Here is a 16,636-nt window from a genome sequence, read left to right on the forward strand (position 1 = left end):
ACGATCCGTCCAGAGCTGTTGAACAAATCGTGACCGTGGTCGATGATCGGGGCCATGGGACCAGGGAGCGAGGGCAGCGGGCGGGCTCGCCGGGCCCGCACGGCGGCAGGGACCGTCGTGACCCTCGTCGGCGACTGGATCACCGACGGACGTCTGCAGCCCGGGGACAAGGTCTCCGAGACCCGGGTCGCGGCCGAGTCCGGCGTCTCGCGCAACACCGTGCGCGAGGCGTTCCGGCTGCTGGAGCACGACCGCCTGCTCGTGCACGAGCCCAACCGGGGCGTCTTCGTCCCCCGGGTCGGCCCGCTGGACGTGCGCGACATCTACCGGGTGCGTCGTGTCCTGGAGCCTGCGGTCGTCCGGGCGCTGACCACCCTCGACGTGCCGCGGATGCAGCCCCTCGCCGACGCCGTCGCCGAGGCCCGGGCGGCCGCCGCCCGGGCGGACTGGCCGCACACGGGCACCTCGAACATGCGCTTCCACCGGTCCCTCGTCGGGCTGGCCGGCAGCGCCCGGCTCGACGCCACCATGCGCCGGCTGATGGCCGAGCTGCGCCTCGTCTTCGCCGTCGTCGAGCACCCGGCCGAGCTGTTCGGCCCGTTCGTGGAGCGCAACGCCCTGATCGCCGACCTGCTCATGGCCACCCGCTTCCCGGAGGCGGCCGCCACCCTGGAGACCTATCTCACCGACTCCGAGGACGCCATCCTCGCCGCCTTCGCCCGACAGGAGCTGACCGCATGACCTCCGCCCCCGCCTCCACGTCCGCCCCCACCCCCGACGGCCGCATCGACTCCCCGGCCCACGGCGGCCTCGACTCCCCCGCCGACGGCGGCCTCGACTCCCCCGCCGCCGCGCGTGCGGCATACCGCGACGGCCTGGTCTCCCCCACCAGCGGGCACGCGCCGGGGTCCACCCAGGCCAACCTCGTGGTCCTGCCGCGCGACTGGGCCTGGGACATGCTCCTGTTCGCCCAGCGCAACCCCCGGCCCGTGCCCCTGCTGGACGTGACCGAGCCCGGCTCCCCGCACACCCCGCTGGCGGAGGGCGCGGACCTGCGCACGGACCTGCCGCTGTACCGCGTGTGGCGCGACGGCGAGCTGGTCGAGGAGGTGCCCGACGTCACCGCCCTGTGGCGCGAGGACCTCGTGGCCTTCCTGGTCGGGTGCTCGTTCAGCTTCGAGCGGGCGCTGCTGGACGCGGGGGTGCCGGTGCGCAACATCGAGCAGGGGCGCAACGTGGCGATGTACCGGACGAACAGGCGGTGCCGTCCCGCCGGCCGGCTGTCGGGGGAGCTCGTCGTCTCGATGCGTCCGATCCCGGCCGCGCTGGTGCCGACCGCCGTCCAGGTGACCGCGCGGATGCCCGCGGTGCACGGCGCACCGGTGCACGTCGGGGCGCCCGAGGGCCTGGGGATCGCGAACCTGGACGATCCCGACTTCGGCGAGCCGATCGAGGCCCAGCCCGGCGACGTGCCGGTGTTCTGGGCCTGCGGGGTGACGCCGCAGGCGGCGCTCATGGCCTCGCGCCCGCCGTTCGCGATCACGCACGTGCCCGGGCACATGTTCGTCACCGACGTGCCCGACCGCGAGCACCGGCTCCCGTGACCGAGGTCCGGCTGAGCACCACCTCCCTGGGTCGGACGCTGGTCCTGGACCGGCCCGACCGCCGCAACGCCCTCACGCTGCCGATGTGGCAGGAGCTGGGCGCGCTCGTGCGCCAGGTCGGGGACGGGCCCGAGCCCCTGTATGTCGTGGGGGCCGGGGGCTACTTCTGCTCGGGGGCCGACCTCGGTGCCCTGCAGCACGCCCGGTCCGGACCCGACGACGCCGAGACGTTCGTCCACGCGGTGGTCTCGGCGCTGCTGAGCATCCACGCGCTCGACCGGGAGGTGGTCGCGGTGGTGGAGGGTGGCGCCGCGGGCGGCGGGGTGGAGATCATGGCCGCCTGCGACCGCAGGGTGGCCGTCGGCTCACCGTCGCTGGTCTTCCCGTTCGGCCACCACGGGATGGTCCTGGACGGCTTCACCCGGTGGCGGCTGCACGGGATCGTCGGGGACGAGCAGGCCGAACGTCTGGTCGACGGACGGCACGTCGTGCAGGCCGACGAGGCCGTGCGGCTCGGGCTCTTCGACGAGCGCCACGCCGACCTGGCCGCGCTGGAGGACGCCGAGCATCGACGTCCGCCGACGGCGGGGGCCCGCCCCGGCGAGCGCTACCTCACCGGGCCGGCCGGGCTGCCCGAGGCCGTGCGGCGCGCGGCGGCGCCGATGCTGCAGGCCTTCCCACGGCATACCTGATCCGGGTCGGCGGCCGGGGACGACCGCTCGCACGCCCGGTCCGTCCCCCCGGCCCGATACCGTGGCCCCATGACGCTCCCTCGCCCCGACATCGACCCCGACGGCCTGCTCGAGTACTCCGTCGTCTTCACCGACCTCTCGCTCAACCACATGTCGAAGCGCTTCGTCGGCGTGATGCAGCAGCTGAACGAGGTGCTGAGGAGCACGTACGGCGCCGACGCGGTGGCGGTCGTCCCCGGTGGCGGCACCTACGGCATGGAGGCCGTGGCCCGCCAGTTGGTGACCGGTCGGCGCGCGCTCGTGGTGCGCAACGGCTTCTTCTCCTACCGCTGGTCCCAGATCTTCGACATGGGCGCCATCCCCGAGGACGTCACCGTGCTCACCGCCCGCCCGACCACCGACGCCTCCCCCTCGCCGTGGGCGCCGCCGCCGGCCGAGGAGGTCGCGGCCGCGATCAAGGAGCACAACCCGCAGATCGTCCTCGCCGCGCACGTGGAGACCTCCGCCGGCATCGTGCTGCCCGACGACTACCTGCGCACGGTCGCGCAGGCCACGCACGAGGCCGGCGGCCTGTTCGTGCTGGACTGCATCGCCTCCGGGGCGCTGTGGGTCGACATGTCGGACATCGGTGTCGACGTGCTCATCACCGCGCCCCAGAAGGGCTGGAGCGGCAGCCCGGGCGCGGCCTACGTCATGGTCAACGCCGAGGCGCGCGAGGCGATCCAGGCCACCACCTCCACCAGCTTCTCGGCCGACCTGAAGAAGTGGCTGTCGATCTCCGAGGGCTACGTCGAGGGCAAGCATGCCTACCACGCCACGATGCCGACCGACACCCTGGCGCACAACCTCGAGGTCATGCTCGAGGGGACGCAGCGCGGGCTGCCGGCGCTGCGCGAGGCGCAGGTCGAGCTGGGCTCCCGGGTGCGGGCGCTGCTGGCCGAGCGCGGCTTCACCTCGGTCGCTGCGGAGGGGTATGCCGCCCCCACCGTGGTCGTGGTCCACACCGACGACCCGGGGCTGAAGTCGGGTGCGAAGTTCGCCCAGGTCGGCCTGCAGGTCGCCGGCGGCGTGCCGCTGATGTGCGGCGAGCCGGAGGACTGGTCGACCTTCCGCCTGGGCCTGTTCGGCCTTGACAAGCTGGGCGACGTCGACGGCACGGTGGCCCGGCTGGCCGAGGGGCTGGACCGGGCGCTGGCGCTGTAGGGGGGTGTGTGGGCTCGCCGGGCGGGGTGCTACTTGACACTGCCGGCGGTCAGCCCGCCGACCAGATGCTTCTCGATCATCGCGAACAGGATGACGACCGGGACGACGGCGATCACCGAGGCCGCGAACAACTGGTCCCAGTGCTGCTCGTAGCCGGTGATGTAGGCCCTCATGCCGACGGTGAGGGGCTTCTTCGCGTCGTCGATCATCAGGGTCAGCGCGACGACGTACTCGTTCCAGGCGGCGATGAAGGTGAAGATGGTCGCCGTCACCAGCCCTGGGCGGGTCAGCGGCAGCATGACCCGCCACAGCGTCTGCAGCCGGCTGCTCCCGTCGAGCTCGGCGGCCTCCTCCACCTCCGTCGGGATGGAGGAGAAGAAGCCGTGCAGGATCCACACCGCGAAGGCCAGGTTGAAGGCTGAGTTCGCGATGATCAGTGCCGCGAACGTGTTGACGAGGTTCATCTCGAAGAACTGCCGGTAGAGGCCCACGACGAGGGCGGTGGGGCTGAACATCTGCGTCACCAGCACGAGCAGGAGAAAAGGCGTCCGTCCGATGAAGCGGTAACGGGCCGTCATGTAGGCCGCGGGGATGGCGACGGCGATGACGATGAGGGTGGAGGCCACCGCCACGAGGAGCGAGGTGCGCAGCCAGGCAAGGAAACGCTCGTCCGTGAGAACGGTGACGTAGGTGTCCCACTGCCACTCGCGAGGCAAGAACGTGGGCGGCGTGGTCTTGACGTCTCCACTGGTTCGCAGCGAACTCATGAGCATGACGCTGTAGGGCGCCAGGAAGAAGAGGGTCACGAGTCCGCCGAGCGCGGCCAGGCCCCAGCGACGCCGCTTCGCGGAGGCGGCTGTCATTTGGTCTCCTCACGCCAGTTGACGACCTTGAGATAGATCAGGATGACCACGAGGATGAGCAGGACGTTGATCACGCCCGTAGCTGCGGACATGCCCACGTCCTTCTCCTGGCTCTCGAAGGCCAACTTGTACATGAAGGTGATGAGCGTGTCGTTGCCGAAGCCCGGGTTGCGGTCGTTGAGGGTGTAGATGATGGGGAAGTTGTTGAACACGTAGATCGTGTTGAGGACCGAGGCGACCATGAGTGCGGGCCGCAGCAGCGGCAAGGTGATGCTCGCATAGCGTTGCCACCCGCTGGCCCCGTCGACACGTGCCGCCTCCATGACGTCCTCAGGGATGGCGTTGAGCCCGGCGATGAAGACGAAGGTCGTGAACGGCAACGACACGAACACGCCAACGGCGATCATGGAGGGAAGCACCAGCCGGTCGTCCCCGAGGAACTCGATGGACTGGTCGATCAGTCCCAGCGACTTCAACAGGTGGTTGATCATCCCGTAGTTGTAGTCGTAGAGCAGCACGAACAACTGGCTGGTGATGATGACCGATGCAGCCCACGGGACGATCAGGGCCCACCGCGCCAACCGTCGGCCCGGGAAGTCCTTGACCAGGAGCTGAGCCAGCGCGAGGGAGATGACCACGGTGATCAGGACGACCGCGACGACCCACACGACGGTGTTGACGACGACCGTGCCGAGCAGTGGGTGGGACAGGACGTTCTGGTAGTTCGACCACCCTGCATCCCCCCGCCGCAGGCCGGTGATCGAGTACTCCGACAGCGAGGCCTGGAAGAGTTTGACCGCCGGGTACAGAACGACCCCGAGAATCAGGAGCAGCGACGGCGCCAGCCACACCAGCGCCAGAGCCGGGTGGATCGATCCTCGGCGGTTCGGACGCCGCCGCCGCGACCGTGCACCGTCGGCGCCCGCGGGGGCGGGCGCCGACGGTCCAGACACGGGAGCCGTCATCAGTCGCCGGCGGACTCGGCGGTCTGCTGCAGGTCGTCCAGGGTGGCCTGCGGGCCCTTGTCGCCCAGCGCGAGACCCAGGTTCTGCTGAACCGCCAGCTTGACGCTGTCCCAGGTCGGGTCGTCGGTGGGGGTCAACCGCGCGTTCGGCAGCGTGTCCAGGTACACCTGCAGGTCCTCGTCATCGGCGAAGTACTCGAGGCCGGACTCGGTGACCGGCAGGAAGCCTTCGTTCTCGATGAAGGTGTTGACCTGGTCCTCCTGGTAGTAGAGCTCGTAGAACGCCCGGACCGCCTCCTGATTGCCGTCCTTCTTGAAGGCCATGAGGTAGTCGGTGACGCCGAAGGTCTTGCTCTCGGAGCCGTCGTTGGTCGGGAACGGGGCGACCTCGTAGTCCACCCGGTCCTCCTCGTCCAGCTGCGTGGCGAGCGGGCTGAAGCCGACGACCATGCCGGCCTTCCCGGACTTGAACAGGTCGAAGGCGTCCGCCCGGTTGCTTCGCGCGGGGTTGTTCTGCGTCAACCCCTCGTCCGCCAGCGTCTTCATGAACTCCAGAGTCTCGACGTTCTCCGGGCTGTTGATCGTCCAGGTGTCCCCGTCCTTCCAGGTCCCACCGTTGTTGTACAACCACATCGAGAACTCCCCCTGCGCCTCCTCCGGACCGAGCGGGAGTGCGTATCCGACGTTGCCGTCACCCAGGTCCGCGACGGCCGCTGCGTCTTCCTTGAGCTCGTCCCACGTCGTGGGCGCCCCGTCGATGCCGGCCTGCTCGAAAAGGTCGGCGTTGTAGAACAGGGCACGGGCACTGGCCAGGTCGGGGAAGCCGTAGAACTTGCCGTCGTAGGTGCCGTACTCGACGAAGGTGTCCAGAATGTCTTCCTGCGCCTCAGCCGGAAGCACCTCCTCCGCGCTCCAGAGCAGGTCGTCGGCCGCGTAGCTGGCGTAGACGTTCAGGTTCAGGATGTCCGGCGCCTGGTTGTTCTGGATCATGGTCGAGGCCTGCTGGTCGATGTTGTCCCAGCTGATGACCTGGACCTCCAGGGTGTGCCCGGTCGTCTCGTTGTAGGTCTCGGCGAACTGGTCCCAGAACGCCTTGGTGTTGCTGGCGGAGTACTCGGCCGCGACGAGCTTGATCGTCTGGGGCTCGTCCTCGCCGCCGGTGCTGTCGTCTCCGTCGCCACCACCGGCGGACCCGGCTCCCGTCCCTCCGCCGCAGGCGCTCAGGACGAGCACCGACGCCACCGAGGTGGTGGCCAGCGCGGCCCTCAAAGAAGTCTTCATTGGCTCTCCTCTCACGTCCGGCCCACGTGGTCGAGGCCCAGGACCGGACGAACATACCCCTGCCTGACCCACGATCACAAGAGCGAACGTGAAGCATCGGGTCACGTTTGAGTCAAGATCGGTCTATGGGCGTGGGTGGCGCGACGGGCGGGGAGGACGGCAGAACACTTGACGTCTGAACGCAATCAAGTGATGCTAAGGGGCCTGAATACATCAGGAAACGTCAAGCAAGGGAGTATCGTGACCAGTCACCTGGAGACCGAACTGTCGACGCAGCCGGACGTGTGGGCCGAGGTGGTCGACCGCAGCGAGACGCTCCTCCCACCTCTGCCCGCGCGTGGCCAGCGGGTTGCAGCCGTCGGTTGCGGCACCTCGTGGTTCATGGCGCAGGCGTATGCCGCGCTACGGGAGTCCCGGGGTCACGGCGTGACCGACGCGTTCGCCGCCAGCGAGTTCCCGCGCGAGCGCGACTACGACAAGGTGGTCCTCATCACCCGGTCGGGCACCACCACCGAGGTCATCGAGGTCATGCGCGACCTCCGGGAGCGGGGCGTTCCGCACGTCGCCATCGTTGCCACGCCAGGGACCCAGGTGGCCGAGCAGGCCCAGGAGTGCGTGCTGCTCGACTTCGCCGACGAGCAGAGCGTCGTCCAGACCCGCTTCGCCACGGCAGCACTCGGGCTTCTGCGGCTCTCCGTCGGTGACGACCTCTCAGCTGCGATCGCCGACGCACGCGAGATCCTCCGGATCCCCCGAGAGGACCTCTTTCCGGCCTCCTTGACGGAGGTCGAGCAGGTCACCTTTCTGGGCCGTGGCTGGAGCGTAGGCCTGGCGAACGAAGCTGGGCTCAAGCTGCGGGAGTCGGTGCAGTTCTGGACCGAGGCGTACCCGGCCATGGAGTACCGGCACGGCCCGATCTCGATCGCGGCACCGGGCCGCGCCGTCTGGACGCTCGACGAGCTGCCCGAGGGCCTGGCCGACTCCGTCACCGCCACGGGAGCCGAGCTGGTCACTCACCCGGGGGTCGACCCCATGGCCGAGCTGGTACGCGTCCACCGCTACTGCGTGGTCCGCGCCGAGCTCGCGGGTGTCGACCCCGACCAGCCGCGCAACCTCACGCGGAGCATCGTCCTGTCCTGACGGCGCTGTCACGACAGGGGGGTGGTGGCCCGCCTCTGCTGCGGCCCGTCGCCCGGCCCGGTCAGCGACGCGCGTCGGCGAGCAGCCGCAGCAGGCGAGCGCTCTCCTCGGCGACCGCCTCCCGGGCGGGGCCGAGATACTTGCGGGTGTCCACCGTGGGGCGTTCGGCCAGGACCTCCTGCAGCGCCCGGGTGAAGACGACGTTGAGGTGGGTGGCGATGTTGACCTTGGTCATCCCGGCTCGCACGGCCCCCTGCAGGCCCTGGTCGGGAACGCCCGAGGAACCGTGGAGCACCAGCGGTACCCCGACCCGTCCGGCGATCGTCGCGATGAGTCCCTCGTCGAGGGTGGCGACCCGCTCGGTCATCGCGTGCGAGCTGCCGACGGCGACGGCCAGGGCGTCGATGCCGGTGTCGGCCACGAAGCGCGCGGCCTCCTGCGGGTCCGTGCGTGCCCCCGGCGCGTGGACACCGTCCTTGCCCCCGACCTCGCCGAGCTCGGCCTCGACGCTGACCCCCGCCGAGTGGCAGCGGCGCACGACCTCGGCGGTGACGCTGCGGTTCTCCTCGTCCGGCAACCGCGAACCGTCGTACATCACCGACGTCATCCCGAGGTCGAGCGCCTGCGCCACGAGCGACACGTCCTCCGCGTGATCCAGGTGGACGACGACGTGCTGCGCGCAGGCGTCGGCGATGGCGACCACGGCGCGGGCGAGCGGGGCGAGCGCACCGTGGTAGCGCACACAGTTCTCACTGATCTGCATCACCACGGGCAGGCCCGCACGTTCGGCCGCGTCGGCATAGGCCTCGGCGTGCTCCAGCTGGACGACGTTGAACGCACCGACGGCACGGCCCTCGGTCCGGGCCTGAGCGAGCACGGTGTGCAGAGGCTGCAGGGGCACGGTCTCTCCTTCGACGTTCAGATTCGCTCGATGCCGGCGAGGGCACCAAGCTCGGACAGGTGGTCGGGATCGAGATCGCCGGCGTGAGGGTGCAGGACGGCGGCGCCGGACCAGGCGACCACCTGCCGCAGCAGCGCCTCCGGGTCGTCGGCAGGATCGTGCTGAGCCAGGTATGACGCCGCGGCGGCAGTCGCAGCGTCACCGGCGCCGGTGGGGTTGCCCCGAAGAACCCGACCGGGACGGCCGCTCCAGCGCCTGCCGTCGTCCAGGACGAGGACGAGCCCGTCCGCGCCGGCGCTGACCATGGCTGCCCTGGCGCCTGACCTGACGAGTGCTTCAGCGGCCCTCAAGGGGTCGTCCTCACCTGTCGTTGCAGCGGCCTCGTCCGCGTTGGGCTTGACCAGGGCGGGGCGGGTGGCCAACACCGCGGTCAACCACGGTCCCGATCCGTCGACCACGAGTGCCCCCACGCCGCCGAAGCGGGCGGCCAGCTCGAGCAGCGATCCGGGCGGAGAGTCCTGAGCGGCGCCCGGCAGGCTGCCGCAGATGGCGAGCACAGCCCGCCCCGCCCTCGGACCTGTCGCCCCGCGGGCCGCAGCACCGAGGCCGGACACGCGCTCCACCAGTCCGCGCCACACCTGCTCGTCGGGGGTGTCACCAGCCTCGTTGAGAACCGTGGCCGTGCCATCGTCCTGGACGACGGTCGTGCTGGTGCGGGTCCGCCAGGGCGGGGCCACCGCGACCGTCTCCGGTCGGATGCCACGGGCAGCCAGGTCGGAGTCCCACCAGGCTCTGGATGCCTCATCCACGGCGGAGGCACAGGTGACGGCAGCCGACCCTCGCTGCGTTCCACGGACCCGCGCAAGGACACCGGCCGCATTCACTCCCTTGCCTCCCGGACGTCGGTGGAGGTCGGTGATCCGGTGGGAGGCGCCGGGACGGAGGGACGGGACCCGATAGGTGACGTCGATCGCCGGGTTGGGCGTGAGGGTTATGATCACAGCGACATCGACCGACCGTTCCTGGACACCTCGTCCAGGGCCAGGGCCGCGGCCCCCAGCGCGGCGGCCCGGTCGCCCAGTCCTGCGCGCGCGACCCGGATCCGCTGTCCCGGAAGCCTCTCGTGCAGGGCTGTGTCGAGGGGCCCGAGCAGCTGGGCACCCGCGTTGGACAGACCCCCTCCCACCAGCACCAGCTGCGTTCCGGTGGCAGCGACGACCGGGGCCAGGACGGCGCTGAGAGCGTTGATCGCCTCGCACCACAGCTCGACCGCGACAGGCTCCCCCGCGGCGGCCTGTTCGGCGACGACCTGCGCGTCGCCCGGGCGGCCGGTGATCTGGAGCCAACGCCGGGCGAGCGCCCCCGCGCCCGCGACGGCCTCCAGACAGCCAAGCGCGCCGCAACCGCACTCCGGCCCTCCCGGCCGCACGACCACGTGCCCGATCTCACCGGACCAGGGTGAACCCACGACCAGGCGTCCACCCACCAGGAGTGCCGAGGCCAGGCCGGTGCCGAGCGCGACGAAAAGCACGTCCTGCTCCGCCCGGGCCGCGCCGAAGCGGTGCTCCCCCACCAGGCCGGCTCGCACGTCGTGCCCGACGGCTACGGCGACGCCTTTTCGCGAGCCGGACGCCCGGGTGACGAGGTCGCGCAGGGGCAGGTCCCGCCACCTGAGGTTGGCGGACCACACCGCCGTGCCCGTGCGGTGGTCGACCAGACCGGGAACGACGACGCCCAGACCCACGAGCCGGTGGTCACCGACGACCCGTGCCAGCGCGGTACGCACGTGGTCGACGAACCGGTCGGCCACGTCCGGGGGCGTCGACAGCACCTGCTCGCCGATCGGGTGTGCATCCTCCGGCGTACGCATCGCGGCGTCTTCCACCGATCCCCCGGCCGCCGGGAGAGCGACGACCTTGGTTCGGGTGCCACCGATGTCCACGCCGATGACGAGATCCACCCATCTCCTCTCCTGACTCGATCGCCGAGCCGCTCGTTCGCGGTCCTTGAGAGCCGGATCGCTCACTTTCAAGCATGATAGCGACCCCACGACGCATCCAGGGTGCTCGGCGGGTCCTTCCTGAGATCCGGGGCTCCTGCGCCTCAGCCCATCGGGGGGGGCGAGGCGACGAGCACCTCGACGCCGGCACGCTCGACGGCGGCCCGGTCGGCATCCAGCAGGCCCGGGTCGGTCACGAGGACATCGACGTCCTCGAGGCCACAGATCCGGGCGAACGCGGTGACACCGAACTTGGAGGAGTCTGCGGCCACGATGATCCGCTTCGCCGCACCGACCAGCGCCGCGTTCACCGACGCCTCACCGTCGTGGTGCGTGAAGAGCCCCAGGTCGGGAAGGATGCCGGTGACACCCAGCACGAGCGTGTCGATGCTGACCCGCGGCAGCAGCGCCTCGGCCAACGGACCGACGAGCTCGTAGGAACGCGTGCGCGCCACACCTCCGGTGAGCATGACACGCATCTGCGGTCGGACGATGAGATCGTTGGCGATGTTGACTGCGTTGGTCACCACGGTGATGACCTCGTCCTCGTTGGGGTGCTCGTGCGCCATCCGCACACCGAGCTCGTAGGCCACCGTGGTGGTGGTCGTCCCTCCGTTGAAGGCCACCACCTCATGGGGGTGCAGTCGCTCCACCACCGCCTTGGCCACCGCCAGCTTCTCCCGCCCACGCCGGGCCGCCCGATAGCGCATCGGCACGTCACCGGAGGCGGCGTTCGCCTGGGCCCCGCCACGGGTACGGATGACGAGCTGCTGGTCGGCCAGGGCGTCCAGGTCACGCCGGGCTGTGGCCGCGGAGACACGATGAACCTCCATGACCCGCTCGACGCTCATGGATCCCTCAGCGACGATCCGATCCACCAGCTGGGACAGCCGCTCTGCCCGGGACATTCGTCATCCTTCCACGTCGACGACGCATCGTTCTCCAGCGTCCTGCTGCGAACCTACACGCAGCCTCCACGACGACGACCGTCCCCGGGTCCGCCCCGTGCGGCCTCGGCAGGACGGCGCGTCGTCGTGATGATGGCATGCGCCCACCGTGCAAGAGTGGGCCTGGTGGTGTCCCTGATCCAGGCGGAGCAGCTGCTCCTGAACGACGGGCGTCTCGTCCCGGGATGGGTACGCATCCGGGCGAACGCCGTCGTCGAGGTCGGCCAAGGGCCTGCCCCAGCCCACGCCGACCTGCACGTCCCACTGCTCAGTCCGGGATTCGTCGACATGCACTGCCACGGAGGCGGGGGCGCCGCCTTCGGCTCACCCGACGCGGACGACGTCAGCGTCGCCGCGTCCGTGCACCTGCTCCACGGGACGACGACCGTCATCGCATCCTTGGTCACAGCGGCCGAGGAGGACCTTCACCAGCAAGTCACGAGGCTGGCCGGCCTCGCCGCTCGCGGGGTCGTGGCGGGCATCCATCTCGAGGGACCCTGGCTCAGCCCGCTCCACGCAGGTGCCCACGACCCTGGTCACCTTCGGACACCTGACCCCGGGGAGATCGCTGCTCTCGTCCGGGCTGCCGACGGTCACCTACGCATGGTGACCCTGGCGCCCGAGCTCGACGGTGGGACCGATGCGGTCGTCCAGCTTGCGCGGGCCGGCGTCGCGGTGGCGGTGGGTCACACGGACGCCGACGGGCCTCAGCTGCGTGCCGCTGTCGACAGCGGTGCAAGCGTCGTGACCCATCTGTGCAACGCCATGCGCCCGATCCACCACCGCGATCCTGGACCTGTTGTCGAGGCGCTGGCCGACCCCCGGCTCACCGTCGAGGTCATCGTCGACGACCTGCACGTCCATCCGGACGTGGTGAACCTCGTGCAGCGCAGCGCCCGCTCACAGGTGGCGCTGGTGACCGACGCCATGGCCGCTGCAGGCGCGGGGGACGGTTCCTACACGCTCGGCGGGCTCGCCGTCGAGGTCCGCCACGGTGCAGCCCGCCTCGTGGAGGGCGGCAGCATCGCAGGCAGCACCCTGACCATGGACAGAGCCGTGCGCACGGCGGTCAGGGCCGGGTGGACGACGGCGGCAGCGCTGACGGCGGCCACGCGCACCCCGGCCCGCGCTCTCGGGCTCAGCGCCGGCACGATCCAGGCTGGTCGGCCGGCCGACCTGGTTGCCCTGGACGAAGGTCTGAACGTCCTGTTCGTGATGCGGGGCGGGGACTTCCTCTCCTGAGGCGGAGTCCCACGCTCACACTCCGGGTCGCCACCTCGACGAGGGTCACGCGCTCTGGTCAAGAGCAGGTATGCCGCCGGTCAAGGTTGGGTCAGCAGTGGGCTCAACCCCTTCCAGGGGGTTGTGAGCGACGCCATACTCACGAGCACCCGCCGGTCCAGTGAAGCCCGTCTCGCGTCGCCCGACCATCCGGACCGGCGGCTCGGGACGCCGGCGCGCGGGGGCCGATCAAGGAGGATCAGTGAACCATCCACCCTCGCCCGCCCGTCGCCGCAGGACCCGGCTGTCCCGACTCCTCGCCGTCCCGCTCCTGCCCCTTCCCCTTCTGCTCATCCCTTCGACGGGCTCGGCCACCGAGACCGCGGACGAGGTCCTCGGCGAACCCGAGGTGACCAGCCTCGTCCGCCTGGCCGTTCCCGACAAGGCGGCCGTGCTGGAGCTGGAGCAGGAGGGTTATGACCTGGCGCACTACACCAAGCCCCTGGACGACGGCCTCGAGGTCCACGCCGTGCTCACCGAGGATGAGCAGGCGACACTGGAGGACGCCGGAGTACGCGTGCTGGGCGTTCTCGAGGACGCCGGGACGCTGGCCACGGTGCAGCAGGAGCGGCGTAGCGCAGCTGCAGCGGCCGAGGCCACCGAGGCGGCGACCGACACGCTGACACCGCTGCGGACGGAGTGGTTCACCTCCGTCGGTGGGGAGACCTACCTCAACCTGGAGGTGAAGTCGGACGCGCCCGCGTCGGTGACCGTGACCGCCGACTGGGACGGCGGGTCCGTCACCCTGCAGCGGTTCACCGACGCCGGTCAGTACATGTACCACCGGGCCAGCGCCCCCATCGCGGTCGAGGACGTGCCCGACGCCGTCACCTACACCAGCTCCGGCGGTGGTGAGCTGACCGTGCCGGTGACCCAGTGGCTCGGTCAGCCGCGCAAGGGTCCGTCGCCCCACTACGCGTCCGGCTTCGTCGACCGCTACCTGGATCCCACCGAGGTCACCGAGCGGGTCGAGGAGCTGGCGGCGGAGTTCCCGCAGCTGGCAGAGGTCGTCGACCTGCCGCACGAGACCAACGGCTACCGACGGCACGCGCAGGTGACCGTGGGCACCCTCGCCTCGCACGCGTTCTACGTCACCAGCGCCGCCTGGGGCCACGAGGGTGGCAACAGCGCCCGCCTGGTGCTGGCCGCCGACGCCGTCGACCAGCAACTCTCGGTCGATGTCGACGGATCGGTCGCCACGGTCCACCTCCAGACGGACTCCGCGGGCGACCCGGTCTCCACCGCCGACGAGGTGGTGGCCGCCATCAACGCCGCGGCCGGAGAGGTGATGACCGCCGCGCCATACCGCAGTGACTCCCGGACAGGGGTGGTCACCGCCACCGGCGAGTTCGCCCTCAGCGACAACCTCAGTGCGCCCGACTCCGTGTCCCGCGACCCGTTCGAGATGAAGGCCATCCGCATCGGCGAGCAGCGCGACGGCAGCCGGCCGGGCGTCATGCTCTACTGCCAGGAGCACGCCCGGGAGTGGGTCACCCCGATCACGTGCGTGGAGACCGCCGAACGGCTGCTGCGCAACTACCAGCACGACCCGGGCACGCGAAAGCTGCTCAAGGGGCTGGACGTGTTCATCATGCCGACGGTCAACCCGGACGGCGGGCACTACAGCATGTATGACTACAACTGGCAGCGGAAGAACATGACCAACTACTGCGGGCCGGAGCAGAGCGACCCCGCCCGGCGCACCAGCTGGGGCGTCGACCTCAACCGCAACTTCACGGTCGGTTCGCACCAGGACGGGTACGTCGGCGCGTCGGACAACTGCACCAGCGCCGTCTTCGCCGGGCCCGACGAGCTCTCCGAGCCGGAGGCACAGAACGAGAAGTGGCTGACCGAGGAGTTCGACAACATCGAGTACGCCATGAACACGCACAGCTACGGCGGCTACTTCATGTGGGCCCCGGGTGCCTACAAGCCCGACCGCACTCCGCTGCCCCGTCCCGACTTCGGCACCGAGGAGCACTTCTGGGAGGCCTCGGAGCACATCCTGAGCACCATCCAGGACTACCGGGGCACGGCGATCTGGCCCGGGCGCACCGGCCCAGTCATCGACGTCCTCTACTCGGCCGCCGGCAACTCGGCCGACGAACACTTCTACGAGGGCGACATCTACGCCTGGAACTTCGAGGTGGGCGCGGACCTGTGGGACGCCGAGGCAGGTCGTTGGCGTGCGGTCGGCTTCCAGCCGCCGTTCGAGGAGGGCTACCAGGAGGCGATGGAGTTCAGCAACGGCATGATCGGAATGCTCGAGGTGGCCCTCGAACAGGCAGGTGACGTCAAGGCGCCGACGAGCGACCTCGAGGTCACGGGCACCGAGGAAGGCTCGGTGAGCTTCGTCATCACCACCGACGAGGCCGCCACGGTCTACTACACGACCGACGGCAGCCGGCCGACCTACGACTCCCCGACGGTGGAGTCCGCCGGCCTGCGCGAGGGTCCTGCCGAGATCACCGTGTCCAACACGACCACGGTCAACTGGTTCGCCGTGGACGTGGCCGGCAACGTCGAGCGCAACTACGACCCGGAGAAGAAGGCGAACAACTACCGGTCCGAAAAGGTCCGGGTGCGCTGAGCCCGCCCCGGACCAGACGCCCCCTGCGCCCCACCGGTGCAGGGGGCGTCAGAGTGAGGGTCACGCCGGTCGTCCGGACGACCGGCGTGACACGACAGCGCGGACTATCCCGCCGCCGCGATCTGCAGGACCGCGTCGGCCACCTCGGTGGTGCTCGCGGTGCCGCCCAGATCGGGCGTGCGCACCCCTGAGACGAGGGTGGCCTCGATCGCCGTCACCAGCTCGGCCGCGGCCTGGGGGTGGCCCAGGTGGTCCAGCATCATCGAGGCCGCCCAGATCTGGCCGAGCGGGTTGGCCACGCCCTGCCCGGCGATGTCGGGGGCGGACCCGTGCACCGGCTCGAACATGGAGGGGTGCTCCCCCTCGGGGTTGAGGTTGCCGGACGGGGCGATGCCGATGCTCCCGATGATCGCCGCACCGAGGTCGGTGAGGATGTCGCCGAAGAGGTTGGAGGCGACGACGACGTCGAACCGGCCGGGGTCCAGCACGAACAGGGCCGAGAGCGCGTCGATGTGGTAGTCCCGCACCTCGACGCCCGGGTAGGCCTGCGCGGTCTCGTGGACGACCTCGTCCCAGAACGGCATCGTGTGGATGATGCCGTTGGACTTGGTGGCCGACGCCAGGCTCCCCCGGCGGGAGGATGCCAGCTCCAGGGCGTAGCGGGCGGCCCGCTCGACGCCGCGGCGGGTGAAGACGGACTCCTGGACGGCGAACTCGTCCGGGGTGCCGCGGTACATGCGTCCGCCGACCTCGGAGTACTCCCCCTCGTTGTTCTCGCGCACGACGAGGAAGTCGATCTCGGTGCCCTCTTTCAGCCGCAGGGGGCAGTCGATCCCGGGCAGCAGCCGGACCGGGCGCAGGTTGATGTACTGCCGGAAGGCACGCCGGATGGGGATGAGCAGACCCCACAGGGACACGTGGTCGGGGACCCCGGGGTAGCCGACGGCCCCCAGCAGGATCTGGTCGGCCTCCGCGAGCTGCTCCAGGCCGTCCTCGGGCATCATCCGGCCGGTCCTGGTGTAGTACTCGCAGCTCCAGTCGTGGTGCTGCCAGGAGAAGTCGATGCCGTGGCGGCGTCCGACCGCCTCGAGGATGCCCAGCGTGGGCTCCATCACCTCGGTGCCGATCCCGTCGCCGGGGATCACGGCGACCCTCACCTGCTGGTCCATGG

General features: G+C 70.4%; 15 protein-coding genes. 7 read left to right on the forward strand and 8 right to left on the reverse strand.

Annotation, left to right across the window (positions count from 1 at the left end; genetic code table 11):
- Positions 1-54 precede the first annotated feature (54 nt).
- The 4 genes from ACWHYA_RS15710 (at position 55) to ACWHYA_RS15725 (ending at position 3,499) form a co-directional block, all read left to right on the forward strand.
- Complete coding sequence (locus ACWHYA_RS15710; RefSeq protein ID WP_425940725.1) at positions 55-741, forward strand: GntR family transcriptional regulator; 687 nt, start codon at positions 55-57, stop codon at positions 739-741.
- Positions 738-1,604, forward strand: a complete 867-nt coding sequence (locus tag ACWHYA_RS15715) for a putative hydro-lyase (protein WP_425940723.1) — start codon at positions 738-740, stop codon at positions 1,602-1,604. Before ACWHYA_RS15710 ends, ACWHYA_RS15715 begins: the two co-directional genes overlap by 4 nt.
- Positions 1,601-2,296, forward strand: coding sequence for an enoyl-CoA hydratase/isomerase family protein (locus ACWHYA_RS15720; protein ID WP_425940721.1), 696 nt, complete (start codon positions 1,601-1,603; stop codon positions 2,294-2,296). The genes ACWHYA_RS15715 and ACWHYA_RS15720 overlap by 4 nt, the downstream gene beginning before the upstream one ends.
- 69 nt (positions 2,297-2,365) lie before the next feature.
- Positions 2,366-3,499, forward strand: coding sequence for an aminotransferase class V-fold PLP-dependent enzyme (locus ACWHYA_RS15725; protein ID WP_425940719.1), 1,134 nt, complete (start codon positions 2,366-2,368; stop codon positions 3,497-3,499).
- Between the two features lie 29 nt (positions 3,500-3,528).
- Here ACWHYA_RS15725 and ACWHYA_RS15730 read toward each other — a convergent pair whose 3' ends face one another.
- The 3 genes from ACWHYA_RS15730 to ACWHYA_RS15740 all read right to left on the reverse strand — a co-directional run bounded on the left by ACWHYA_RS15730 (position 3,529) and on the right by ACWHYA_RS15740 (position 6,607).
- Positions 3,529-4,362, reverse strand: a complete 834-nt coding sequence (locus tag ACWHYA_RS15730; protein WP_425940717.1) for a carbohydrate ABC transporter permease — start codon at positions 4,360-4,362, stop codon at positions 3,529-3,531.
- Positions 4,359-5,213, reverse strand: coding sequence for a carbohydrate ABC transporter permease (locus ACWHYA_RS15735; RefSeq protein ID WP_425940715.1), 855 nt, complete (start codon positions 5,211-5,213; stop codon positions 4,359-4,361). The genes ACWHYA_RS15730 and ACWHYA_RS15735 overlap by 4 nt, the downstream gene beginning before the upstream one ends.
- Positions 5,214-5,326: 113 nt before the next feature.
- On the reverse strand, positions 5,327-6,607 hold the full coding sequence (locus ACWHYA_RS15740) for an extracellular solute-binding protein (protein WP_425940713.1): 1,281 nt from the start codon (positions 6,605-6,607) through the stop codon (positions 5,327-5,329).
- 240 nt (positions 6,608-6,847) lie between these two features.
- Here ACWHYA_RS15740 and ACWHYA_RS15745 point away from each other — a divergent pair, with 240 nt between their 5' ends.
- Positions 6,848-7,747: an SIS domain-containing protein gene (locus ACWHYA_RS15745; RefSeq protein ID WP_425940711.1), complete on the forward strand. Its 900-nt coding sequence runs from the start codon at positions 6,848-6,850 to the stop codon at positions 7,745-7,747.
- A 61-nt stretch (positions 7,748-7,808) separates the two neighbouring features.
- Here the strand turns inward: ACWHYA_RS15745 and ACWHYA_RS15750 are convergent, their stop codons facing one another.
- From ACWHYA_RS15750 to ACWHYA_RS15765, 4 genes are all read right to left on the reverse strand, one after another.
- Complete coding sequence (locus ACWHYA_RS15750) at positions 7,809-8,648, reverse strand: class II fructose-bisphosphate aldolase (protein WP_425940709.1); 840 nt, start codon at positions 8,646-8,648, stop codon at positions 7,809-7,811.
- 17 nt (positions 8,649-8,665) lie between these two features.
- The gene (locus ACWHYA_RS15755; RefSeq protein ID WP_425940707.1) at positions 8,666-9,649 is read right to left on the reverse strand and encodes a 1-phosphofructokinase family hexose kinase; all 984 of its coding nucleotides are present in this window, start codon (positions 9,647-9,649) and stop codon (positions 8,666-8,668) included.
- The gene (locus tag ACWHYA_RS15760; RefSeq protein WP_425940705.1) at positions 9,646-10,608 is read right to left on the reverse strand and encodes an ROK family protein; all 963 of its coding nucleotides are present in this window, start codon (positions 10,606-10,608) and stop codon (positions 9,646-9,648) included. The genes ACWHYA_RS15755 and ACWHYA_RS15760 overlap by 4 nt, the downstream gene beginning before the upstream one ends.
- Before the next feature lie 143 nt (positions 10,609-10,751).
- Positions 10,752-11,555, reverse strand: a complete 804-nt coding sequence (locus ACWHYA_RS15765) for a DeoR/GlpR family DNA-binding transcription regulator (RefSeq protein ID WP_425940703.1) — start codon at positions 11,553-11,555, stop codon at positions 10,752-10,754.
- Between the two features lie 132 nt (positions 11,556-11,687).
- Here ACWHYA_RS15765 and nagA point away from each other — a divergent pair, with 132 nt between their 5' ends.
- Together nagA and ACWHYA_RS15775 are read left to right on the forward strand one after the other, a co-directional pair.
- Positions 11,688-12,836 carry an N-acetylglucosamine-6-phosphate deacetylase gene (gene nagA / locus ACWHYA_RS15770; RefSeq protein ID WP_448095608.1) on the forward strand — a complete coding sequence of 383 codons (1,149 nt, stop codon included), beginning with the start codon at positions 11,688-11,690 and terminating at the stop codon, positions 12,834-12,836.
- A 241-nt stretch (positions 12,837-13,077) separates the two neighbouring features.
- Entirely contained in the window at positions 13,078-15,465 is a 2,388-nt protein-coding gene (locus ACWHYA_RS15775; RefSeq protein WP_425940699.1) for a M14 family metallopeptidase, read from the forward strand.
- Positions 15,466-15,569: 104 nt separating this feature from the next.
- On the opposite strand, the gene ACWHYA_RS15780 is transcribed toward ACWHYA_RS15775, so the two are convergent.
- Positions 15,570-16,634 carry a tartrate dehydrogenase gene (locus tag ACWHYA_RS15780; protein ID WP_425940697.1) on the reverse strand — a complete coding sequence of 355 codons (1,065 nt, stop codon included), beginning with the start codon at positions 16,632-16,634 and terminating at the stop codon, positions 15,570-15,572.
- Positions 16,635-16,636: the final 2 nt, after the last annotated feature.

The sequence above is a fragment of the Ornithinimicrobium carbonis genome (assembly GCF_977012275.1).